Annotated in this window: 21 protein-coding genes; all 21 read left to right on the top strand. The window is 48.2% G+C overall.

Annotated elements, in window-relative coordinates:
* Window positions 1-39 precede the first annotated feature (39 nt).
* Window positions 40-1,581, top strand: coding sequence for an organic solvent tolerance protein OstA (locus BLQ36_RS03050; protein ID WP_074513907.1), 1,542 nt, complete (start codon window positions 40-42; stop codon window positions 1,579-1,581).
* 42 nt (window positions 1,582-1,623) lie between these two features.
* Window positions 1,624-2,613, top strand: a complete 990-nt coding sequence (locus tag BLQ36_RS03045) for a bifunctional heptose 7-phosphate kinase/heptose 1-phosphate adenyltransferase (RefSeq protein WP_074513906.1) — start codon at window positions 1,624-1,626, stop codon at window positions 2,611-2,613.
* Between the two features lies 1 nt (window position 2,614).
* Complete coding sequence (gene rfaE2 / locus BLQ36_RS03040) at window positions 2,615-3,085, top strand: D-glycero-beta-D-manno-heptose 1-phosphate adenylyltransferase (RefSeq protein ID WP_074513905.1); 471 nt, start codon at window positions 2,615-2,617, stop codon at window positions 3,083-3,085.
* Window positions 3,086-3,092: 7 nt separating this feature from the next.
* Window positions 3,093-4,115, top strand: coding sequence for a glycosyltransferase family 9 protein (locus tag BLQ36_RS03035; RefSeq protein WP_074513904.1), 1,023 nt, complete (start codon window positions 3,093-3,095; stop codon window positions 4,113-4,115).
* 17 nt (window positions 4,116-4,132) lie between these two features.
* Window positions 4,133-6,163 (top strand): LTA synthase family protein, encoded by a 2,031-nt coding sequence (locus BLQ36_RS03030; RefSeq protein ID WP_074513903.1) that lies wholly within the window; start codon window positions 4,133-4,135, stop codon window positions 6,161-6,163.
* Window positions 6,164-6,178: 15 nt separating this feature from the next.
* The gene (locus BLQ36_RS03025; RefSeq protein ID WP_074513902.1) at window positions 6,179-7,348 is read left to right on the top strand and encodes a glycosyltransferase family 9 protein; all 1,170 of its coding nucleotides are present in this window, start codon (window positions 6,179-6,181) and stop codon (window positions 7,346-7,348) included.
* 12 nt (window positions 7,349-7,360) lie between these two features.
* Window positions 7,361-8,335, top strand: a complete 975-nt coding sequence (rfaE1, locus tag BLQ36_RS03020; RefSeq protein WP_074513901.1) for a D-glycero-beta-D-manno-heptose-7-phosphate kinase — start codon at window positions 7,361-7,363, stop codon at window positions 8,333-8,335.
* 18 nt (window positions 8,336-8,353) lie between these two features.
* Window positions 8,354-9,343: an ADP-glyceromanno-heptose 6-epimerase gene (gene rfaD / locus BLQ36_RS03015; RefSeq protein WP_074513900.1), complete on the top strand. Its 990-nt coding sequence runs from the start codon at window positions 8,354-8,356 to the stop codon at window positions 9,341-9,343.
* Entirely contained in the window at window positions 9,324-9,860 is a 537-nt protein-coding gene (locus tag BLQ36_RS03010; protein WP_231473877.1) for a D-glycero-alpha-D-manno-heptose-1,7-bisphosphate 7-phosphatase, read from the top strand. The genes rfaD and BLQ36_RS03010 overlap by 20 nt, the downstream gene beginning before the upstream one ends.
* A gap of 48 nt (window positions 9,861-9,908) precedes the next feature.
* Window positions 9,909-11,447 (top strand): L-lactate permease, encoded by a 1,539-nt coding sequence (locus BLQ36_RS03005; RefSeq protein WP_081342194.1) that lies wholly within the window; start codon window positions 9,909-9,911, stop codon window positions 11,445-11,447.
* 122 nt (window positions 11,448-11,569) lie between these two features.
* A complete protein-coding gene (locus tag BLQ36_RS03000; protein ID WP_074513898.1) occupies window positions 11,570-13,072 on the top strand; it encodes an ATP-binding protein in 1,503 nt (500 codons plus the stop codon).
* Window positions 13,073-13,252: 180 nt separating this feature from the next.
* On the top strand, window positions 13,253-14,014 hold the full coding sequence (locus BLQ36_RS02995; RefSeq protein ID WP_180364823.1) for a glycosyltransferase family 2 protein: 762 nt from the start codon (window positions 13,253-13,255) through the stop codon (window positions 14,012-14,014).
* 13 nt (window positions 14,015-14,027) lie between these two features.
* A complete protein-coding gene (locus BLQ36_RS02990; RefSeq protein ID WP_074513897.1) occupies window positions 14,028-15,110 on the top strand; it encodes a glycosyltransferase in 1,083 nt (360 codons plus the stop codon).
* A 16-nt stretch (window positions 15,111-15,126) separates the two neighbouring features.
* Window positions 15,127-16,044 carry a VirK/YbjX family protein gene (locus tag BLQ36_RS02985; RefSeq protein ID WP_074513896.1) on the top strand — a complete coding sequence of 306 codons (918 nt, stop codon included), beginning with the start codon at window positions 15,127-15,129 and terminating at the stop codon, window positions 16,042-16,044.
* Window positions 16,037-16,987: a hypothetical protein gene (locus BLQ36_RS02980; RefSeq protein ID WP_074513895.1), complete on the top strand. Its 951-nt coding sequence runs from the start codon at window positions 16,037-16,039 to the stop codon at window positions 16,985-16,987. Before BLQ36_RS02985 ends, BLQ36_RS02980 begins: the two co-directional genes overlap by 8 nt.
* A 17-nt stretch (window positions 16,988-17,004) precedes the next feature.
* On the top strand, window positions 17,005-17,625 hold the full coding sequence (locus BLQ36_RS02975; RefSeq protein WP_081342192.1) for a CatB-related O-acetyltransferase: 621 nt from the start codon (window positions 17,005-17,007) through the stop codon (window positions 17,623-17,625).
* 1 nt (window position 17,626) lies between these two features.
* Window positions 17,627-18,631: a kinase gene (locus BLQ36_RS02970; RefSeq protein WP_074513894.1), complete on the top strand. Its 1,005-nt coding sequence runs from the start codon at window positions 17,627-17,629 to the stop codon at window positions 18,629-18,631.
* Entirely contained in the window at window positions 18,628-19,356 is a 729-nt protein-coding gene (locus tag BLQ36_RS02965; protein ID WP_318260899.1) for a nucleotidyltransferase family protein, read from the top strand. Before BLQ36_RS02970 ends, BLQ36_RS02965 begins: the two co-directional genes overlap by 4 nt.
* 16 nt (window positions 19,357-19,372) lie before the next feature.
* Window positions 19,373-20,146 carry a glucose-1-phosphate cytidylyltransferase gene (rfbF, locus tag BLQ36_RS02960; protein WP_074513893.1) on the top strand — a complete coding sequence of 258 codons (774 nt, stop codon included), beginning with the start codon at window positions 19,373-19,375 and terminating at the stop codon, window positions 20,144-20,146.
* Window positions 20,143-21,201, top strand: a complete 1,059-nt coding sequence (gene rfbG / locus BLQ36_RS02955; RefSeq protein ID WP_074513892.1) for a CDP-glucose 4,6-dehydratase — start codon at window positions 20,143-20,145, stop codon at window positions 21,199-21,201. Before rfbF ends, rfbG begins: the two co-directional genes overlap by 4 nt.
* 10 nt (window positions 21,202-21,211) lie before the next feature.
* Complete coding sequence (locus tag BLQ36_RS02950; RefSeq protein WP_074513891.1) at window positions 21,212-22,129, top strand: NAD-dependent epimerase/dehydratase family protein; 918 nt, start codon at window positions 21,212-21,214, stop codon at window positions 22,127-22,129.
* The last annotated feature ends 2 nt before the right edge of the window (window positions 22,130-22,131 follow it).

Here is a 22,131-nt window from a genome sequence, read left to right as displayed (position 1 = left end):
GTTGGTTTTAGCTAGATTATACAGAAGGAGTACCTTTTGATGAATAGAGAGAAGAAAATCCTGGCGGGACTTATGGCGGCAGCTGTAGTCATGCCGGCAGCTTCCGGCACCGTATCGGCGAAAACCTATCATGCGGATTCGGATACGGGAATCCAGGTTTTGGATTACATCGAAAACGAGCATCGGCAGGCGCGCAAGAACCGCTTGACGGATGAGCAGAAGAAACTGCTGGCCGATGCCAAGGATATGGAAAAACACCTGCGCCATCCGCTGGATAAGACGAAACCGTCGCCGGTGGCCTTTGAGGGCGATGATCTCACCTATGATGAACGGGACGGCAGCTTTATCGCTAAGGGCAAGGTCGACATCCTGCAGCTGGATGCCCATCGCTTTCAGGGCGAGAATGTCACAGGCAATGTAAAGACCCAGGATATCGAGATTCCAGAGAAGGCCCATGTCCTGCAGATGACGCCGGGGCAGATGCGGATTACCCTTGATGGCTATAAGGCCCATTACAACTATGGCAAGAAGATCGGTACTATGGTGGATGTCAAGGGCAAGGCCGATGCCCATTTCATCACGGCTAAGCGTTTCGAGTTCTATCCGGATCGTTTCGTGGCCTATGATGCCACGGAGACGGAGTGCAGTGCCAAGAAGCCGGACTATCATTTTGCGGCGAAAAAAATTACCATTTATCCCCAGCAGAAAATGATGATGGATAACGTCAAACTCTATCTCAAGGGAACGCCTATTTTTTCGCGCAAGCACTATGAGAAGGATATTACCCCGGGAGCAGCGGGAAAAGAGAACTTCCTGCCGCGAATCGGCTACAACAACGACGATAAATTGTACCTCAGATGGGACTTAGAATTCCCCTTACAGAAAAATCTGAGTGCCAATGCTAACGTATTGGTGACGGCTGCTGACGGCTGGCGCAGTAACTACGATTTGACCTTCAACAATGGGTATTTGCGCACTGGCGTAAGCTATGGCTATTTTGAGGACGATGACGATAAATGGCTCAAGAAAGAGCCGTCGTATTTCCTGAATTACAGTGACCATCTGGCCGGCACGCATTTTACCTACAATGTCGGGGGCGAATACGGGCGCTGGTATGAAAATGGAATCCACAGCAATCATGGCGAGTACGGGGCAGGCCTTGGCTATGATCCGATTAAATTTCATCGCTATACGCTCTATCTCAATACGGGTTATACCATTACCCATGAGTCCTTTGATGATTCGAAGGTCTCGGGCATGAAGGGCTCGGCTGTGCTGACGAAGGATTTCAATGACCGTTGGGCGGCTTATACGGGCTACCACTATGATAAGAAGAACTCCCAGAATACGCTCTTTAACTACGATACCGATGATTTCAGCAAGAAGCTGCAGAGCGGTTTCAGCTACCGTATCGATGACCGGAACCGTCTGGCCGTTGGCACGAAGTACGACCTTGACCATAGCAAATGGAAGAATGTCGACTATTACTGGTTCCATGACCTGCACTGCTCGGAAATCATCCTGCGGTACAAGTCCATGTCGAACCGCTGGAGTGTCCGCTGGCAGTTTACGCCGTGGTAATTTACCAGACCGCGAAATTAGTTTCGAAGAAGGTTTTATACGATGAAAAAAGAACTGGAACCTATCCTTGAGGAGATTCAGGGAAAGAATATCCTGGTTATCGGCGACATGGTTGCCGACATATATCTTGATGGGCGCATTTCCCGGATTTCCCGGGAAGCGCCGGTACTGGTGTTGCAGCAGGCTGGCGAGAAAATCGTCGCCGGCGGTGCGGCCAATGTCGTCAACAACGTGGCGACGCTGGGGGGCAATGTCTTTGCCGTGGGACTCCTGGGCCTCGATAACGCAGCCCGGGGGCTCAAGGCGGCACTGGAGAAGAACGGTGCCAATACGGAGGGCCTTTTCTGCGATGAGAAGCGTCCCACCATATCCAAGACTCGGGTCATTGCCGGCGGCCGGGCGACGGTCAGCCAGCAGATCGTGCGTATTGACAAGGAAAGCGATGCCCCCATGACGCCGGCTTTTGAGGCGGAAATCATGCAGTACATCAAGAATCTGCTGCCGGTTATCGACGGTGTCGTTATCAGCGACTATGGTTCTGGTACGGTAACGGCGAAGATACAGCAGCAACTTATAAGTTTCTGCCGGGCCCACGATATCCCGAGTATCGTGGATTCACGCTATGACATCCATCGCTTCAAGGATATTGGCTATGTCAAGCAGAACGATGCTGAGATTGCGGCGGCGGTGGGCCGGGAACTGCCGACGGAAGAAGATATCTACGCGGCCGGCCAGGAACTCCTCGAAGAGTTGGATGCCGATGGCGTTTTGGTCACCCGCGGGGAACTGGGCATGGTACTGCTGGAAAAAGACGGTGCTATCCACAATATCCCGGTATCCGACAAGAGTGAAGTATTCGATGTATCCGGTGCCGGAGATACCTGCGTGGCAACGGTCATTTTGGCCCTGGCTGCTGGCGTGGAGCCGGCAAAGGCTGCCGAACTTTCCAATATCGCCAGCGGCATTGCCGTCCGGAAACTGGGGACAAGTACGGTTAGCAAAGATGAACTGAAAAAAGTATTGGAGAAATGATATGCTGATTTCTACTGATGATATTGCCGCTTTTTGCGAGGTGCTTCGCAAAGGGGGCAAAAAAGTCGTCTTTACCAATGGCTGTTTTGACATTTTGCATGCCGGCCATGTTACTTACCTCGAGAAGGCTCGTTCCTTTGGCGATTGCCTCGTGCTGGGCCTCAATACCGATGCTTCGGTTCGTGCGAATAAAGGACCGAGCCGCCCTATCAATAGCGAATTGGATCGGGCCAAAGTCGTAGGAGCACTCAAGGCCGTTGACTATGTGGTTTTGTTCGGCGAGCAGACTGCGGAAAAACTGATTGCCAAAGTCAAACCAGATGTCTACGTCAAGGGCGGCGATTACACGCTCGACACGTTGCCGGAGGCCAAGATTGTCATGAGCTATGGCGGCAAAGTGGAATTCGTAAACATGGTGGAGGGACGGTCGACCACCAATGTGATTCAAAAGATTAAGCAGGGAGAGGACTAAGGCCTCGATGAAAAATATACTTGTAGTAAAACTAAGCGCCATCGGCGATGTCATCCATGCCCTGCCGGTGGCCTATGCCATCAAGGAAACGTATCCGGATGCCCATCTGACCTGGGTAGTAGAGCCGCCGGCCTATGACTTGCTCACGATGAATCCCTATATCGATGAGATTATTCTCTTCGAGAAAAAGAAATTCAAATCCATTGGCGGATTCCTCAAACATTACGGGCCTCTGAAACGCAAGATTCAGCAGCGTCGTTATGATGCGGTGCTGGACCTGCAGGGACTGTTCAAATCGGCAGCGATTGCCCGCCTCGGCCAGGCGCCGGTGAAGCTCGGCATGTGCAATATGCGCGAGTTCAGCGATAAGGTTTCAAAACCGGTCATCGGGCCGAATGCCAATGGACATATTGTCGAGCGCTATCTCGATGTGGCCCGGGCTATCGGCTGCCGCGTGGACAAGGTGGTATTTCCCTTGGAGGTGCCAGAGCGCGAAGCGGAACTGACCCAGCGTATCTTCAGTCAGGCCGGTGCCAATATGGCTAATCCCTATGTGGTGTTTGCCATCGGTGCCAACTGGCCCAATAAGCGCTGGCCCGTGGAGAATTTTGCCGAGCTTGGCGACTGGCTCTATGACCAGCGGCTGATACCTGTCATCGTGGGCGGTGGCGTGGTCGATGAGCAGCGGGCGGCGGAAATCTGTGCCAAGACGGAGATTCCGCCTATCAATCTGGTGGGCCGTACGAATTTCAAACAGCTTACCTACATTCTGCAAAACGCCCAGCTGGTGATAGGCGGCGACACGGGGCCAGTTCATCTTTCGGCTGGTGTTGGCACGAAGACCATCATGCTCATGGGACCGACGGATGCCAATCGTAACGGCCCCTATGGACAGCTGGCTAATACCATCGAGGTTGACCGCACCTGCAAATACTGCTGGAAGCGGGCCTGCCCGAAAAAACTTGACTGCCTGGCCAATATCCAGGTACATCAGGTGGAGGAGAAAATCAAGGATTTACTGACGATTTAACATCGAGGAGATTATCCATGCGGATTCGTCGCTATGATACAAGTTGGAATCGTCCCCAGGGGCGATTGGAAAAATATTTTCGCAATATCCAGCAGGATTTGAAACTCTTTTTCTTCCTGCTGTTCTTGTTTTGCCTTTACCGTGTCGTATTCATGGGGATCTTAGCCAATTTCATGGGAAGCGATGTGGGGGCAGGGGATATCCTGCAGGCCAATTGGACGGGACTGCGGCTGTCCCTAAAGAGTGCCGGCGGTTTTACCCTGCTGAGCTTTGTACTGGTCACCTTGCCTGGAATTTTGAATCCGCGCTGGTCCTGGGAGAAACTTCGCCTGGGAATTGGCACGGTGGCTTCCTTTTTGCTGGCGGTGCTGTTTGAAGCGCGGTTTCCCTATTACGAGGAGTTCCATATGACCTATGGGCTCCAGGTTATGCAGGGGGTTCATGATGACCGTAGTGCCCTGTTTATGACCATGGTGCAGGAGTATGGGCTCCCCTGGCGGCTGGCCATAGCCATTGCCCTTACGGGTATCAGCTGGTATCTGCTAAGAACCCTTTTGACCCGCGTTGGTACGGCTGCTTTGCCTAGCCTTGCCCGCAGCCGGCAAATCCTGACGATGCTCATGCTGTTTTTGGCGACGGTTTCCTTTGCCTTTGTGGCCCGCTTCGGCGGCGGTGTCAGCTATGCGACGGGCATCAACTGGGAAAACGCTGGGGTGACGAAGGACGAATTCCTCAACGAATGCATTTTGGACGATGTGCAGGGAATGTACCGGGCCATCCAGTCCGAAAAGCGGATGAAAGCCGGAGCTGTTTACGGGGTGAACAAAGACAAGGTTCGCGAAATGGCGGAACGAGCAGCCAAGCTTAATGGCAATACAGCGGCAGCTGGCGATGATATCCGTTCTTATATTGTGCGTCAGGCACCGGGGGCGAAAATCGCCAAGCCCAAGCATATCTTCATCATTCTTGGAGAAACCTGGGCCCAGTGGCCGATGCTGGAAAAATATGAGCGGCTTCATGCCGCCGATGGCATTAAGAGTCTTGCCAGCTCCCCCCAGGGATATTACACTCAGTCCTTCATGCCCAATGGGGATTTTACCTCTATCGCCATCACGGGGCTGATTACCGGCCTGTCGGAGGTCAATGTCCGGGCCAATTACCAGCCCCGGAGTTTTAAAGAAGTTTATCCGACGGCAATGGCACCCCAGTTCAAAGAGCTCGGCTATCAGGTCGACTTCTGGTATGGCGGCACCCCCTCCTGGGATAATATCAAGAAGTTGGCCCTGGCTCAGGGCTTTGATCATTTCTACGGTTATCCGGATTTTAAGGCCCCAAAGACGAATACCTGGGGAACCAATGACCGGAACCTTTTTGCAGCTCTCGAAAAAAGCCTGGGCGATGAACCGCCGACGGTTCACCTCATTATGACGACATCGAATCATCCACCTTATAACGTCGATGTGGCGGCGGAAGGTTTTGATTTGGAGAAAGCGAAATCCTTGGTGCGGGAAATCATCCCCGATGCCTCGGACCCGGATACGCTGGCATTGGAAATTGGCCATTATTGGTACATGGACAAGATCGTTACGGAATTTGTTCACGAAACCATGGCCAAGTATCCGGACAGTCTGTTTGTCATCACCGGGGACCATGCGGTGCGTACGAACCCGGGCCCGAAGCCGACGCTGTTTGAATTCCAGAGCGTGCCCTTTGTCCTCTACGGTCAGGGTGTGACCAAAGACATCCTGCCGGCTAATGCGGTGGGGGGGCATACGGGAATTGCTCCGACGCTAATCAACCTCATAGCGCCCCAGGGCTTCACCTATCATGCCATTGCCCCGGCCATTGGCGAGACGCCGGTGGCGTTTAACCGCGGCTATTGGCTCAACAATCAGGTGATGGGACAGGTGGAAGGCGAACAGACCGAATCCCTGCCGGGAACAGCTGGCGGTGACGCTGTCGCTGGCCGGGCACAGCTGGATACCTATCTGCCCATGATGCGCACGCTGTCCTGGTGGCTGTTGGAAAAAGGAACAACGATGAATTAAGTGGGAAGGAATCTCATGGAATATAAGAATATCCTGGTAATCAATTTGATGCATATCGGTGACCTGATGCTAGCAACGCCAGTGCTGCGCACCCTTCGGGCGAATTACCCCGATGCCCGCATCAGCTTGCTGGCGGACAAAAAGCTTCGCGACCTGGTGGAGCACAATAAGCATATTGATGAATGCCTGTTAATCGACAAAAAAGGCAAGGACGACCACTTCGGTTCCTTGTGGCAGTTTATCGCTGGCCTGCGCAAAAAGCATTTCGATTTGGTCATCAACCTGCATCGCAACGAACGGGCGTCGGCCATCGCGGCCTTCAGCGGTGCGAAACGCATCGTTGGGTACAGCAAGCCGGGCTTTTCCTTGTTGTTTGACGAGGTTATGCAGAACCCGTCGGTAGCCCACCACGTGGGGTGGGGGCCCTTCCACATGCTGCCGCCTCATCGGTATGTGCCGGGCTGGAAACATCAGGTGCATGCCCATTTGGAAGTATTGCAGCAGGCCGTCGGCGTGGAGAAAATCGACGATGGCGGCCTGGAAATGTGGCTGCCGGAAGCGGCGGAAAAAGAGGCCGAGGCCCTATGGGCCGAGCACTTTGCCTCTGAGGCCAAGGTCATTGCCTTCAACATCGGTGCCAGCTGGCGGACAAAACGCTGGCAGGACAGTTACTTTGCTAAGTGTGCCGACGAGCTTATCGACCGGGGTTATGAGATTGCCTTCTTTGGCGGCCCCATGGATTTGAAAATCGTCGAAAATTGCATCGCCCAGATGGAAAACCAGGATAGCAAATCCCTTCATATTTTTACAGGCAAGGTAAGCCTGGCGGTGCTGGCTGGCCTGTTGCGCCGTTGCTGCCTGTTTTTGACGACGGACAGCGGCCCTATGCACGTAGGCGTGGCTATGAATGTGCCGGTGGTTACCATGTTCGGTGCCAGCCCGGTACCGGGGTTCTATCCCTATGATGCGCGTTCCGTGCTCATCAAGGCGCCGGTGGACTGCCATCCCTGCGGCATTCACGAATGCCCCCATCAGGGAGAAGAAAACCTTGCCTGCATGAAGCAGATAAAACCCGCTGTCGTCATGAAGTACGTGGATGAATTGCTGGATAGATACCAGGGCCGACCGGCGTATAAATTGCCGCGACACTACGGCGAGTATCAGTGCCGGGTGGTGGAAGCATAAAAGAGGTGTAGTATGGACAAGCAGAAAATGCGTGATTTTGTCGCGGCTGGCCTGCCGGCCTGCCGGATTCTGGTCGTAGGCGATGTCATGCTGGATAAATATTTCTATGGCGAGGTCACGCGAATCTCGCCGGAAGCACCGGTGCCAATCACCCATGTGCTGTCCTCCAAAGAGACGTTGGGGGGTGCCGCAAATGTGGCACATAACTTAGCGTTGTTGGGCTGTGCTACGGACATCACGGGTTTTGTTGGTGAGGATTATCACTGCCAAAGCCTGCTGGATAAATTTGACGAACGTGGAATCTCGCATAAAGGCCTCGTTCGTACGGGCCGGCCGACTACTACGAAGCTGCGCATCATTGGTGGTCATCAGCAGATGATGCGCCTGGACTTTGAAGAGGCAGAACCCGTGGTTGGCAGTGAGGCAGCTAAGCTGCATGACTACGTCCGCAGGGCATTGTCCGATGGAGTGGATGCTATCATCATCTCGGATTACGGTAAGGGATGCTGCACGCCGGAGACTTGCCAGCAGATCATTGCGGCCGCGCACGAACAGAATGTGCCGGTCGTTATCGATCCCAAGGGTAGCGACTGGAATAAATATGCCGGAGCAGATTATATTACGCCGAATCTCAAGGAAATCAATGAGATACTGCCCGAGCGCATCAAAAATGAAGATGCAGCCGTCGAAAAAGCCGCGCATTATGCCATGGAAAAATACCAGTTGAAGAACATCATCGTAACGCGTTCGGAAAATGGTATGACGCTGGTAACCAATGAGAGCATCACGCATATTCCGACCAAGGCCCAGGAGGTCTACGATGTGTCTGGTGCAGGCGATACCGTTATCGCCGTATTCACAGCCGGGATTGCTGGCGGCATTTTGCCGGTGGAAAGTGCCCGGATGGCCAATCTGGCGGCCAGCGTAGTCGTGGCTAAACTCGGAACTTATGCCGTGAGCAAAGAGGAACTTTTGGAAGTATTGTAAGCTTAGGAGGAACCGAATATGATAATCGTAACCGGAGGTGCCGGTTTTATCGGCAGTAACATCGTCAAGGAGCTCAATCGCCGTGGACGCACGGATATCCTTATCGTCGACGACTTGAAAGATGGGCAGAACTACAAAAATCTGCGCGGACTGCAGTTCATCGACTATCAGCATAAAGATGATTTCATGCAGTCTATCGAAAACGATGATTTTGATGGTACCGATATCGATGCGGTGTTCCATGAAGGTGCCTGCTCCGATACCATGGAGTATGATGTCAACTTCATGATGCGGGTCAACTATGAGTATTCCAAATCCCTGCTGCATTTCTGCCTGCAGCATCGCATTCCGTTCCTCTATGCTTCTTCTGCATCGACGTACGGCAGCGGCAAACATGGCTTCCGCGAGGGGGATGAATGCGAAGATGCATTGAATCCGTACGCGTTCTCGAAGCTGGCCTTTGACCGTTATGTCCGTCAGGTCATGCCGGAGGCTAAGAGCCAGATTGTCGGGCTCAAATATTTCAATGTCTATGGCCCACAGGAACATCACAAGGGCAAGATGGCATCCATCTTCTATCAGCTCTATAATCAGATTAATGAATCGGGCACGGTTCGCTTGTTCAAAGGTTGGGGCGATATCAATGGTACTCCGGTTAAAGACGGGGAGCAGCGCCGTGATTTCGTCTATGTCAAAGATGTCGTAAACGTCAATCTCTGGTTCTGGGAGAATAAAGGGAAAAGCGGTATCTATAACTGTGGTACGGGCCATGCACATACCTATAACGAAGTGGCACAGGCCGTTATCGAAGCGATGGGCAAGGGCGAGATCGCTTATCGTGAATTCCCGGAAGTGCTCAAAGGCAAATACCAGAACTACACCGAGGCGGACCCGACGAATCTCTTGGCTGCCGGTTATGACGAAGGTTTCCATGAGATGAGCGATGCCGTAAAAGAATATGTGGAATTCCTCAATGCAGGAGGTTACTTTGTCTACGGCAAGAATTAATAACCTTCCCCTAGAGGGGAAGGTGCCTAAAGCTGTCTTTTTCGACCGCGATGGTACGCTCAACGTCGACATCCATTATCTGCATCGTCCAGAGGATTTCGTCTGGATCGAGGGAGCGAAAGAGGCCATAAAATACGTCAATGACAAGGGTTACCTGGCCATTCTTGTCACGAATCAGAGCGGTGTAGCCCGTGGATATTATCCAGAAGAAGATGTGAAGAACGTCTATGATTGGATGAACGCGGAACTTGCCAAGATTGGAGCGCATCTCGATGCGCTCTTTTACTGCCCGCATCACCCACAGGGGAATATTCCCCTGTATACGAAAACCTGCAGCTGTCGGAAACCGGAAACGGGTATGGTGGACGAAGCCTGCCGGCAGTTCCAGATTGATCGGTCACAATCCTTTTTCGTCGGTGACAGCGATGGGGATATGGAGTGTGCGAAGCGAGCTAATCTCACGGGAATACGATATACCTCTGGCAGTCTGTTAGGGCGCCTAGAGGAATTCCTATAAGGTGTGTCGAATTAGCCGTCAAGAAAGAAGTAGAAGAGGTGGTTGTTCGTGACCTTATTATGTTTTGCTATCCTGCCAATCTTCTGGCTGATTATCGCGTTATCGGTATTCAAAATGGCAGCCTGGCGGGCTTGCGCCGTAGCGCTTTTGTTATCGCTGTTTGCCAGTGTCGTATATTTTAGAATGCCGCTTACCTATATGGCTAGTGCGGTGCTTGAGGGGACGGCCTTGGCCTGCTGGCCGATACTGCTCATCATAACGGCAACAATCTATACGTATCATCTGTCGGTGCATACTGGCGGTATGGAACATATAAAAGCGATGCTGACAGCGGTCAGCAGTGATTATCGGGTACTTATCCTGTTGATTGCCTTTGGCTTTGGCGGTTTTCTCGAAGGAATGGCTGGTTTTGGCACAGCGGTGGCTATTCCGGCCAGTATGTTGGCGGGGATGGGGATAAATCCGGTGAGTTCTGTGGCGGTCTGTCTCGTCGCGAATTTCGTGCCATCAGCTTATGGCTCAATCGGTATTCCTATCGTGACGCTTTCGAGTATTATGGGAACCGATGCCGGGCAGTTGGCCACCTATGTGGCACTGCAGATTGGCATTCTGGGGCTTATGTGTCCGTTCCTGATGGTGGCGATAGCTGGTGGTAGTTATAAAGCACTGCAGGGGATGTTGCCGACATGTCTGGCTGCAGGGATAAGTTACGTGGGAACGCAGTTGTTGGTATCGTATTTTCTCGGACCAGAGCTGGCTGGTGTAGCGGGTGCTGTCTGCACAATGGGCGCTATCATCGCAGCGGTAAGATTGTTTCCCCCGCAACAATTCGCTTATGTGCTGCAGCGTGAGGAGGCTCCAGTAGTAAGTCGACGGCAGTCTTTTTTCGCTTGGCTGCCATTTGGCTTGATTTTTGTTCTGCTCCTGTTGACGAGCAAATTAGTGCCGGCGATTTATGATTCGATTTCACAGATCCGTACTTCCGTGCTCATCTATCGCGGCGAGGGTGGTACCCCTTATACGTTTCACTGGATTGCTACACCGGGAATGGTGATTTTCTTTGCCACCTTCTTGAGTGGTTTTTTGCAGCGGACGCCGCTTCGTGAGATGATTCAGGTATTACGCAAAACCCTTTGGAGTCTGCGCCTTACCTTCATCACCATTGTCAGTATCATCGCAACGGCAAAGGTTATGGGGTATAGTGGGATGACTACTACGATTGCCGATCATACCGTAGCCGCTACTGGATTGATGTATCCCGCTATCGCGGCATTCATCGGTTCCGTGGGTGGATTTATCACAGGCTCAGCAACGAGCACTTGCATCCTTTTAGGCAAGCTGCAGATGGATGCAGCCCTAGCTATTGGCGCATCGCATAATACGCAAATCTGGATTGCGGCGGCCAATGCCACGGGTGCCTGTGCGGGTAAACTCATCGCCCCGCAGAGCATCGCCATCGGTGTCGCCGCCATCGGCGTCGCCGGCCGCGGCAGTGAAAGCCGCCTGCTGGCCTTGGGAATCAAGATCTACCTGCCATTTATCCTACTGTTGGGATGCTTGGTTTATATTGGACGAATATGGTTGTAAGGGAAATGCTCTATCGATGAAGGATAGGGCATTTTTTATTGACTTATAACTTATAAGTAGTTAAAATGTGAAGTAAACGGTTATATGTTTGTGTTAATGGTTATAAGCTGGAGGTGAATGGCATGCAGGCGGAAGAGTTAGTGGCATTAGTGGAAGAAATTCGTCAACAGCGTAGTGAGCGTCAAAATATCGAATTGAAAGAAGCAGGAAAAGGCTTTCCTCATCGCATCTATGATACATTGTCGTCGTTTTCTAACCAAGATATGGGCGGCGTGATTATCTTTGGCGTAGGGGATAAGCCGACTTATAATGTCGTTGGTGTATATGACTTAGAAGATGCTCAGAAGAAAATCATGGAAGCGTGTAACCAAATGGAACCGAAGGTGCGTCCTTTGCTCACGGTTGGGGTGGTTGACGGAAAAGTCCTTTTGGCAGCTGAGATTCCGGGGGTAGAATATGCACTTCGGCCTGTTTTTTATACAGGAGCAGGAAGGCTGTCCGGTTCTTTTATCCGTATTGGCGATGCAGATGAAAGAATGACAGAATATGAAATCTACAGCTTTGAAGCTTTTCGGCGGAATATGCATGAAGAATTACGCCCAGTAGAACGCTCCGTAATGAAATTGTTAAATCAACAGCGAATGGACGCCTATGTTGAACGGGTCAGACAGGAGCGGCCGAATCTCTTTCGCAATGTCGAGATGACTCAATTGCTGGAACTCATGGGGGTATGCGAAAATGGTGCCTATACGTTGGCAGGTGCATTGGTTTTTTCGCAATATCCGCAAGCCTACTATCCGCAGTTGTGTATTACCGCAGTATCACTGCCGGGCGTACAGATGGGCGAGCTTGGTGACGAGGAAGAACGCTTTATCGATAATCAGCGGATTGTGGGGGCTATTCCGGATATGATCGATGATGCGGTGGATTTCGTTCGTCGGAACAGTCGCGTTCGCACGATCATCACAGAGGATGGGCGTCGGCGTGACCGCTATGAATATCCATTGAAAGCCGTTCGTGAAGCCATTATCAATGCACTTATCCATCGGGACTACAGCCGATATACCGAGGGGGTGCCGGTTCGTATCGAAATGTATCGGGATCGTCTCGAAATACGCAGCAGTGGGGTGCCGTATGGAGGGATATCCACGAAGTCGTTAGGGCACGTCCGTCCGGAGACGCGCAATGCGGCGTTGGCGAATATGCTCGAAATCTTGCAGATTACAGAAAATCGTTATTCAGGAATCCCAACGATACAGCGAGAATTGGCTGAGGCCCATATGCCGCCGGCAGAGTTTGCCGTTAATCATGAGGATTTCATTGTGCGGTTCCGGAACAATATCTACAACCAGCCTTTGGCCGTAAAAGAAGCAGTGGGGGCTGCATATGGCGGGAGCCGGCGGAAAAAAAGTCCCGAAAAAATAAAGGCTGAAGAACAGTTGTTGGCATTCTGCCAGCAGCCGCGGAGCAGTCAGGAAATAGCAGACTTATATGGAACATCACGAGAAAACATCATGGCACGTTTTGTCACGCCGATGATTCATAAGGGGGTTCTGTTGCGCACAATGCCTGACAAGCCAAGAAGTCCACGGCAGCGCTATGTAAGTGCGAAGATTGTGCCATAATGGAGAAGGAAAACGAAAGCCACCTATAAAATCCGCGCGAAAGTGCGGATTTTTTTTTCTAGGTATAGTATAATTAGATGTTAGTGACAAAATGAAAGAGTTAAAACTTGTAGAGCCTGTAACAGGGGCTGGTAATGGAAGATATCGGTTTCGAAAAGAAATGTATGGAGAATAAGTGTGATGGTGAGACTTGCAGTTATCATTCTGACCAAAGATGAAGAGAATAACATTGAGGATTGTATCAAAAGCGCGTCGTTTGCCGATGAGATTGTCGTAATAGATTCTGGCAGCACCGATGCGACGCAGGCTAAAGCAGAAGCGTTAGGCGCTCGCTTTGTGGTTCATCCCATGGGAGAAGCTGGCTTTGCGGGGCAGCGCAATTTTGCGCTTACCCAGACCGAGGCAGAATGGGTGTTGTTCTTAGATGCAGACGAGCGGATCGTTCCGAGTGCTGTGGAAACGATTGGCCGCATTGTGTCAGAAAATATTCCTATGGCTTACCGGATGCAGCGGAAAAATGTGGTCATGGGAAAGATGATGCATCATGGTGGACACCGGCCGGATTATGTAGCACGGTTTTATCCGCGTACGGGGATAAAGTGGCATGGCCGCGTTCATGAGGGGATAGATACAGATTTGGCGATAAAGGATTTGCCAAACTGCATTTATCATTACACCTATACAACTTGGCAGCAATATTTTGCGAAAACCAATCACTATACTTCCTTGTCCGCGCAGAGCATGTTTGCACGGCGGAAAAAAATCAGCAGCATAAGTGTGTTATCGCATGCTTTTTTTGCTTTTATAAAATCGTATGTCTTGAAACAGGGATTCCGTGATGGGTATTTGGGATTGGTGATGTCTATCTTGGCGGCTGTGGCAGCTATGATGAAATATCTGAAACTGCAGAATCTATATCGGTTGGAAAACGAAACGAAATGATGGAGGAAATATTTTGCGTTTGATACAGATTGCCCATGCACTTACGTTGCACGATGGCGCGAGTAAGTTTGTCCAAAAATTGGATGGAATGTTTCAAAAGTTGGGGTATGATACGGAAATATTCGCGCATAAGCTGGATGAACGGATACAGAATGACCATATCCAGACAATGGACAAATTTGATGGGACGGCAGAGGATATCGTCATTTACCATATGACGACGGGGACGTCGTTCAATAAATGGGTGGCAAACTATCCGCATCGCATCGTCCTATATTATCACAACATTACGCCAGCCAAATTCTTTTTTGGCAATGCCTGGGGGTCATGGCTGAAATGCATCCAAGGAAGGCGGCAGCTCAAGTCGATTGTGAAGAATACCTTCTATGCTTGGGGGGCTTCGGAATATTCCTGTGAAGAACTGCGTGCTTTGGGGATTCGTGAGGCAAAACCATTGGCGGCCATCGTTGAACCGGAAAAGTTCCTGGAACGCCCCGTGGTGCAGGCTATCTACGATAAATACCATGATGGAAGATTGAATCTTTTGATTGTGGGGCGTGGAGTCCCGCATAAGAAACAGGATGAAGCAATCGAGATTGTAAGATATTACAAGGAGCATATCGATGCCAAAGTCCGTTTGATTATTGTGGGGAATATGAAACCATCCTTTGCCAAGAAACTTCATCGGATGGTAGATCAATATAAGATGCAGAATGATGTTGTGTTTGCGGGTAGTGTATCGAATGATGAACTTTGCACTTGGTATCGGGTAGCTGATGCACTGTTATGCCTGAGTGAGCATGAGGGATTCTGTGTGCCGCTGGTAGAGGCAATGGTGTTTGATAAGCCGGTCTTTGCCTATGCAGCGGCGGCGGTGCCGGAAACAGTAGGTAAGGCTGGCGTTATATTGTTGGACAAAGATCCGGAGAAAACGGCACAGCTCATTCATACTACCTTGGAAGATAAAGCCTTTATGAAGCAGTTAGCGGAAGCACGGCGTGATAGATTGAACGACCTGTCCTATGAGAATATCTTTGCACAGGTCAAACAGGATATCGCACATATCGTATCTCGTTGGGGAGAGAATAATAAATAAAGCGGAGGAATCAGCGTTGGAAAGTTATATTACGATTGGTAAGAGAATCTATCGGACAGAAGTTTTGCGCGAGGCAAGGCGGTTGGTTATTTTTGTGGGGAGATGTCTCTTCAATCGGAAACGGATGAAAAAACTGGATGCATTTTTCCATCGGAATGAACTCACGGAGAAATTTATTGCAGAATATCCTTATGCCTATGAGCAGCCAACGCGTGCTTTCTTTTATAATAAATCGAATTTCAATGAGAGAGCAGAACTCCTGGAGAACCATATTGATTTCCTGCAGAAAATCTTCCAGCCGGAGGTATTCTTGAAATTCTATCGGTATGAAGACCAGAATATCTGGGAAAATACGGGAGAAGGAGAGCCTCTTCATCTGGCACTCTATTTTGAGCCAGGGCAGCGAAAAGAAGGCTTGCTGTCGATCGTTCTTCGCCGTGAGAATGAGCGGCCGCTTTACCAGATGATTTTTTGGATTGCTCCGAATAAAGATGGCGAATGGTCCCTTTGGATTGGGGCTATGCAGGGGCCGAATTTAGAGAATGCAAAAGAGGTAATCAAAAAAATCACGAAGCAGTGTCATGCATACCGGACAAAGAATCTCATCCTTCATGCAACCCAGGAGGCTGCCCGTGCAATGGGATTGAAGCATATTTATGCTGTGACGAATCATGGCTATTATGCCAATAACCATGTACGCCGTGACCGCAAACTCAAGACAGATTTCAGCAAGTTCTGGGAAGAATCGGGCGGGACACTGTGCAAGGATGAACGATTCTATGAGTTGCCAATGGTGGAATACCGCAAAACAATGGAAGAAGTGCCGACCCGTAAACGGGCTGTATATCGTCGCCGCTTTGCCTTGATGGATGAGATTGATGACGCTATCTTGAAAAATATCAAGGCAATGATGAAGGAGCAGGATCATGTATAAGTTCGAGGAGTATCTGAAAAATCATCGAGTCTTGATTTTAGATGGTTCGAAGCGGATGGCAAAATACCCGAATGTTACCTTGGATCGCATCTATCGTCCCTTGAAGAGCAAATGGGATCGAGACTGGCGAAAGGTCTATGAGCATGTCAGCTTCTTGAAAAATCGCAAGCAGTGGTATGGTGAGTGGTCGAAAAATGCGGAAGGGTACGATATGGGGATATTCATCAACGGCATTCGCGGCCGTGATGTGATTGAGTATTTTCGTGAGAAAAATCCCAATGCGCGTATCATCATGTATTACGAAACACCGGTGGAGAAACGAAACAAACCGAAGGATTATCAAGGATTAGGGGTTGAGTTCGTTTCCTTTGACCGCGATAATTGTGAAGAATGGGGAATGAAGTACTCGCATTTCTATTATGATTATTATGATGGGACAATTGAGGATATCCGTGAAGAACAGAAAGACTTTGAAGTCGTCAACGACATCTATTTCTGCGGATACGATAAGCATAGATTGGAATACTTGATTGAACTCCAGAATCGTTTTAATGAATTAGGACTCAGCAATGAGATGGTGGTAGTACGGACCCCGCACAAGCGATATGCCAAGAAGTTTGAAAAATACTTGTCACCGGGGCGGTTCCCCTATCGTGTATTGGCGGAGGGAATCTATAAGTCGAAGGCAATCCTTGATATTGTAGAACCTGGCCAACGGGGAATTACGCTGCGTCCGATGGAGTCGATATTCTTCCGCAAGAAACTTATTACGAATAACCCGGATGTTGTCAACTATGACTTCTATCGTAAAAATAATATCTTTATTATTGGACAGCAGCCGTTAGAGGAAATAAGAGAGTTCTTGGATGTACCGTATGAAGATGTGCCTATTGAAATTGTTCGAAATTATACAGTGGAAGCTTGGATGGAACGTTTTTTTTGAATGGATAAGGTGTTTTTATGAATATAATGAAATGGATATTTCATAAAAGTTATCGTCGTCAAATGGAATGGCGAAAACGGAATAAACATAATTATACAACATTGGTTAATCCGAGTGCATTAAATAATGTTCATGTTGGAAAGATGACGTATGGACCAATTAATGCGCAATGTTTCGGGAAAAATGATGGTCAATTACATATCGGCCATTTTTGCTCGATTGCTCAAGAGGTGACCTTTTTGTTGTCAGGGAACCATAGGATGGACACTGTGTCTACCTACCCGTTTGAAGCATACTGTTTTAATGAAGAGGGTGCATCTTTATCCAAAGGTGATATTGTTGTAGGTGATGACGTGTGGATTGGCTATCGATCAACAATATTGTCAGGGGTTAAGATTGGGCAGGGAGCAGTGATAGCTGCAGGCTCATTGGTTTTGAAAGATGTTCCTCCTTATGCCATTGTTGGAGGCGTCCCCGCAAAAGTTATAAAATATAGATTCGATTCTGAGTTAAGAACTTGTATGGAAAAAATAGATTACAATAATATCGATGATAATATTGTTAAAGACAATGAAGAATTGTTTCGGAGCCCTATAACAAAAGAAATGCTCATTCAATTGATAGAAAGGTGTATGTAGAATGATTATAACGCGGACACCATTTCGCATGTCGTTTTTTGGCGGTGGTACAGATTTGGCGTCGTTTTATGAGGAATATGGTGGAGCCGTATTGTCAACGACCTTCGATAAATATTGTTATGTAAATGTTCGTCATTTACCGCCTTTTTTTGATTATCGTACGCATTTGACTTATTCGCAGAAGGAAACGGTAAATTCAATTGATGAGATTGAGCATCCATTAATTCGTGAAGCTATGCGTTTTTTGGATATCCGCCAGATTCGTCTGCTTTATGATGCGGATTTGCCAGCCCGTACAGGCTTAGGCACCAGCAGTTCATTTGCGGTCGGTATGCTCAATGCGTTTTATGCCTTGAAAGGTAAGCAGGTGGATAAGAAGCGCTTGGCTGATGAGGCAATTTATCTGGAGCGTGAGATGTGCAAGGAAGCGGGTGGGATTCAAGATCAGATTGCCGCAGCGTATGGCGGGTTGAATCGTATCGATATGGATCGCTATGGGTATACGGTAAAACCGATTGTGATTTCGAATCAGCGTAAACGCGAGCTCAATGACCGATTGATGTTATTCTTTACAGGTTTTACACGTTTTTCAGCGGAGGTACAGAAAAAGACGAGTCAGAGCATGCCGGAGAAAATCAAGCAGCTCCTTCACATGAAGGAAATGGTCAATGAGGCGGAAAAAATCCTCATTTCGCGTGGCAGCTTAGATGATTTTGGGCGTTTGCTGCATGAGTCGTGGCAGTTAAAGCGTGGCCTTTCCGCAGGAATTTCGACGAATGCCATCGATGAGGTATATCAAAAGGCGATGCAGGCTGGTGCTTTAGGCGGCAAGTTACTCGGTGCAGGTGGCGGTGGATTCTTGCTCTTTTATGTGGAGCCGGAAAAACAGCCTGCGGTACGAGCCGCGCTCAAGGGACTGCTTCATGTTCCGTTCTTGTTCGAGAGTAGCGGAACGTCTATTGTCCACTACACGGCTGAAGATTATGAGCTGGAGGAAAACAGGTGAAGAAATCGATAGGAGAGGCTATTATACTAGCCGGTGGTTTTGGAACTCGTTTGCGTAAGGTAGTTTCAGATGTTCCAAAGCCGATGGCACCAATGGATGATGAGGGTACTCCATTTTTAGCGTTTGTACTAGATAAGTTGGTTTCGCAAGGTATTACGCAGGTGGTTTTATCTGTGGGATATTTAGCCTCTGTGGTTCAAGAGTATTTTGGAGATACCTATGAGGGAATAAAGATTTCTTACGTGAGGGAAGATGAGCCCTTGGGGACTGGTGGTGCTGTAAAAAAAGCATTGCGGATTTGTCGAGATGATGATGTGTTTGTGCTAAATGGAGACACTTATTTCGATGTTGATCTTGTTGCGATGAAAGAAGAGCATCAACGGTGTAATGCTGATTTTACTTTGGCTGCTCGTGAAATGCGTGATTTTGATCGGTATGGAGCACTGGAAATCGACGAAAATGGGTGTGTACATCATTTCGGTGAGAAAAAATATTGTGTAGCGGGGTTTATCAATGGGGGCGTATATTGTTTAAGGCGTACTTTATTGGATAATATACAGCAGGATGTTTTTTCTTTGGAGAAAGATTTTTTGGAAAAACAGGTTGAATGTATGCATGTTCAAGCATTTAAATCCGTTGGATATTTTATCGATATTGGAGTTCCTGAAGATTATGCAGCGGCAAGGGAATATATTGTGAAAAATAAATATGGGATAAAAGAATAACAGGAGGCTTTTCAACATGAAAGTTGTATTATTAGCCGGTGGCTTTGGTACGCGTATCAGTGAAGAATCTCAGTTTAAACCGAAACCGATGATTGAGATTGGTGGGCAGCCGATTCTTTGGCATATTATGAAAGAATATGCATATTTTGGATTTTCAGAGTTCGTGATTTGCGCAGGATATATGCAACAATATATTAAAGAATATTTTTCGAATTACGCACTGCATAAAAGTGACATTACTTTTGATTTTTCTAGCGAAAATAAAGTAGAGGTACATAACAATTTTGCTGAACCATGGAAAGTAACTATTGTTGATACTGGCTATGCAACATTAACTGGGGCGCGAATTAAAAAGGTTCAAAAATATATTGGCGATGAGACTTTTTTAATGACATACGGTGATGGTGTATGTGATGTAGATATTATAGAATTGGTAAAGTTCCACAAATCGCATGGGAAAATATGTACTTTGACAGCTGTAAAACCGGAAGGTCGTTTTGGTATTTTGGATTTGGAAGGGGACAAGGTTCAGTCGTTTCGTGAGAAAAGCCGAGACGATGTTGGGTATATCAATGGGGGATATATGGTCTTGGAACCGGAAATATTCGATTACATACATGGTGATGTGATGTTGGAACGTGAACCTATGGAAAAGGTGGCTGATGATGGCCAATTGATGGCATTTAAACATAATGGTTTCTGGCAGTGCATGGATACGATGCGTGATCGCCAAAAACTTGAGAAGCTTTGGGCTTTAGGGAATGCGCCTTGGAAAGTGTGGAAGAAATGAAATTAAATCCTGATTTTTATCGAGGGAAAAAAATCTTTGTAACTGGTCATACAGGCTTTAAAGGAACTTGGATTTGCAAGATACTGGAATCTTTTGGGGCTGTGGTTACAGGCTATTCTCTGACATCGCCTACCGATGAAGGCAGAAGAGTGTTTGAGCGTTCAGGGGTAGCACTTGGAATGCATTCGGTAATTGGTGATATTTGTGATTTTGATAGATTACAAAAGGCTTTTGATGAGGCACAACCAGAGATCGTTATTCATTTGGCAGCACAGCCTATTGTAATTGAAAGTTATCGCAATCCGGTGGGGACGTATGCTACAAATGTGATGGGAACCGTTAATCTTTTGGAATGTGTTCGCCAGTCGGATTGTGTTAAGTCATTTTTAAATGTGACGACGGATAAAGTGTACCAGAATAATGAATGGGCATGGGGATACCGTGAAAACGATCCTTTAGATGGATATGACCCATATTCAAATAGCAAAAGCTGTTCAGAACTTGTGACGCACAGCTATCAGAAAAGTTTTTTCAAAGATGGAAGTGTGGCTGTTTCGACGGCTCGTGCCGGTAATGTTATAGGAGGTGGCGATTTCTCGCCTAATCGAATCGTACCCGATAGTATTCGTGCTGCATATCATGATGAACAAATTGAAGTGCGGAATCCATATTCGATTCGTCCTTATCAGCATGTATTAGAGCCATTGTATGCATACTTATTGATCGCACAGGCACAGTATGAGGATCAACGATATGCAGGTTGGTATAATGTGGGCCCGGATGATTGCGATTGTGTGACTACAGGCGAGCTTACTGACATATTTTGCCGTATCTGGGGAGAAGGAATACAATGGAAAAATGTGAGTGTGGAGGGGCCACATGAAGCGAAATTCCTAAAACTTGATTGTTCCAAGATGAAATCTGTATTTAATTGGCAGCCACATTGGCATATCGATATAGCGATAGCAAAGACTATTGAATGGGCGAAGGCTTGGAGAAATGATGAAGATATCGCGAGTTTGATGGAAAAACAGATAAGAGAATTCATGAAATGAGGCAGGAGTAATGAAACACGCAATTGTTACAGGTGCTAATGGGTTCGTTGGGAGTGCAGTCGTTCGTGAATTGGTGGCTAATGGAGTTAGGGTAACAGCTATCTGTCATAACGGGAATAAAACGAATATTATTGATGATCCATTAGTAAAGGTATATTCGGCAGAGCTTGATAATATCGCAGCCTTAAAAGGCATCCTGCCCGATTCGGATTATGATGTTTTCTTTCATTTTGCATGGAATGGTTCTGCAGGTGCCGCTCGCGCAGACACGACTTTGCAGTTGAAAAATGCAGAATGGACGGTTGATGCATTGCGGGTAGCCAAGGTCTTAGGCTGTAAACGTTTCGTTGGTTCGGGAAGTATTATGGAACATGAAACGATGGCGGCAGCTTTTACGCAGGGAAATCAGCCAGGTTTGGGGTATATCTATGGCGCGGGTAAGCTCGTTTCACATATTATGTGTATGTCGATGGCGGCAAAACTCGGTATTGAATTAGTATGGCCTGAGATAACAAATGCTTATGGTGTTGGTGAAGTTAGCCCTCGCATGGTGAATACGACGATAAGAAAGTGCATAAATGGAGAAAATCCACAGTTTACAGCAGGAACGCAGAACTATGATTTTGTGTATATCGATGATGTTGCACGAGCATTTTATCTAATTGCGGAAAATGGTAAATCTTTCCATGAATACTTGATTGGAAGTTCGACGGCACGACCGTTAAAAGAATTTTTAATAGAAATGAAAAATGCGATTGCACCGCAGCTTGAATTTATTTTTGGCGATGTTCCGTTTACCGGGATTGATATGCCATTATCTAAGTTCGATTGCTCAGAAACAGAAAGGGATACAGGATTCCGGGCACAAATTTCTTTTGCGGAAGGAACAAGAAAAACGATGGAATGGTTAAAAAGTAGGGAGAACTGATA

Source organism: Selenomonas sp. WCT3 (assembly GCA_900100835.1).
Taxonomy (GTDB): domain Bacteria; phylum Bacillota; class Negativicutes; order Selenomonadales; family Selenomonadaceae; genus Selenomonas_A; species Selenomonas_A ruminantium_E.
This window is presented reverse-complemented; position numbering and strand designations above follow the sequence as displayed.

Excerpts from the sequence above, each read along its gene's own strand:
- BLQ36_RS03050 (WP_074513907.1), top strand. The coding sequence starts at position 40 with ATGAATAGAGAGAAGAAAATCCTGGCGGGACTTATGGCGGCAGCTGTA.
- BLQ36_RS03045 (WP_074513906.1), top strand. The coding sequence starts at position 1,624 with ATGAAAAAAGAACTGGAACCTATCCTTGAGGAGATTCAGGGAAAGAAT.
- rfaE2 (WP_074513905.1), top strand. The coding sequence starts at position 2,615 with ATGCTGATTTCTACTGATGATATTGCCGCTTTTTGCGAGGTGCTTCGC.
- BLQ36_RS03035 (WP_074513904.1), top strand. The coding sequence starts at position 3,093 with ATGAAAAATATACTTGTAGTAAAACTAAGCGCCATCGGCGATGTCATC.
- BLQ36_RS03030 (WP_074513903.1), top strand. The coding sequence starts at position 4,133 with ATGCGGATTCGTCGCTATGATACAAGTTGGAATCGTCCCCAGGGGCGA.
- BLQ36_RS03025 (WP_074513902.1), top strand. The coding sequence starts at position 6,179 with ATGGAATATAAGAATATCCTGGTAATCAATTTGATGCATATCGGTGAC.
- rfaE1 (WP_074513901.1), top strand. The coding sequence starts at position 7,361 with ATGGACAAGCAGAAAATGCGTGATTTTGTCGCGGCTGGCCTGCCGGCC.
- rfaD (WP_074513900.1), top strand. The coding sequence starts at position 8,354 with ATGATAATCGTAACCGGAGGTGCCGGTTTTATCGGCAGTAACATCGTC.
- BLQ36_RS03000 (WP_074513898.1), top strand. The coding sequence starts at position 11,570 with ATGCAGGCGGAAGAGTTAGTGGCATTAGTGGAAGAAATTCGTCAACAG.
- BLQ36_RS02995 (WP_180364823.1), top strand. The coding sequence starts at position 13,253 with ATGGTGAGACTTGCAGTTATCATTCTGACCAAAGATGAAGAGAATAAC.
- BLQ36_RS02980 (WP_074513895.1), top strand. The coding sequence starts at position 16,037 with ATGTATAAGTTCGAGGAGTATCTGAAAAATCATCGAGTCTTGATTTTA.
- BLQ36_RS02975 (WP_081342192.1), top strand. The coding sequence starts at position 17,005 with ATGAATATAATGAAATGGATATTTCATAAAAGTTATCGTCGTCAAATG.
- BLQ36_RS02970 (WP_074513894.1), top strand. The coding sequence starts at position 17,627 with ATGATTATAACGCGGACACCATTTCGCATGTCGTTTTTTGGCGGTGGT.
- rfbF (WP_074513893.1), top strand. The coding sequence starts at position 19,373 with ATGAAAGTTGTATTATTAGCCGGTGGCTTTGGTACGCGTATCAGTGAA.
- rfbG (WP_074513892.1), top strand. The coding sequence starts at position 20,143 with ATGAAATTAAATCCTGATTTTTATCGAGGGAAAAAAATCTTTGTAACT.
- BLQ36_RS02950 (WP_074513891.1), top strand. The coding sequence starts at position 21,212 with ATGAAACACGCAATTGTTACAGGTGCTAATGGGTTCGTTGGGAGTGCA.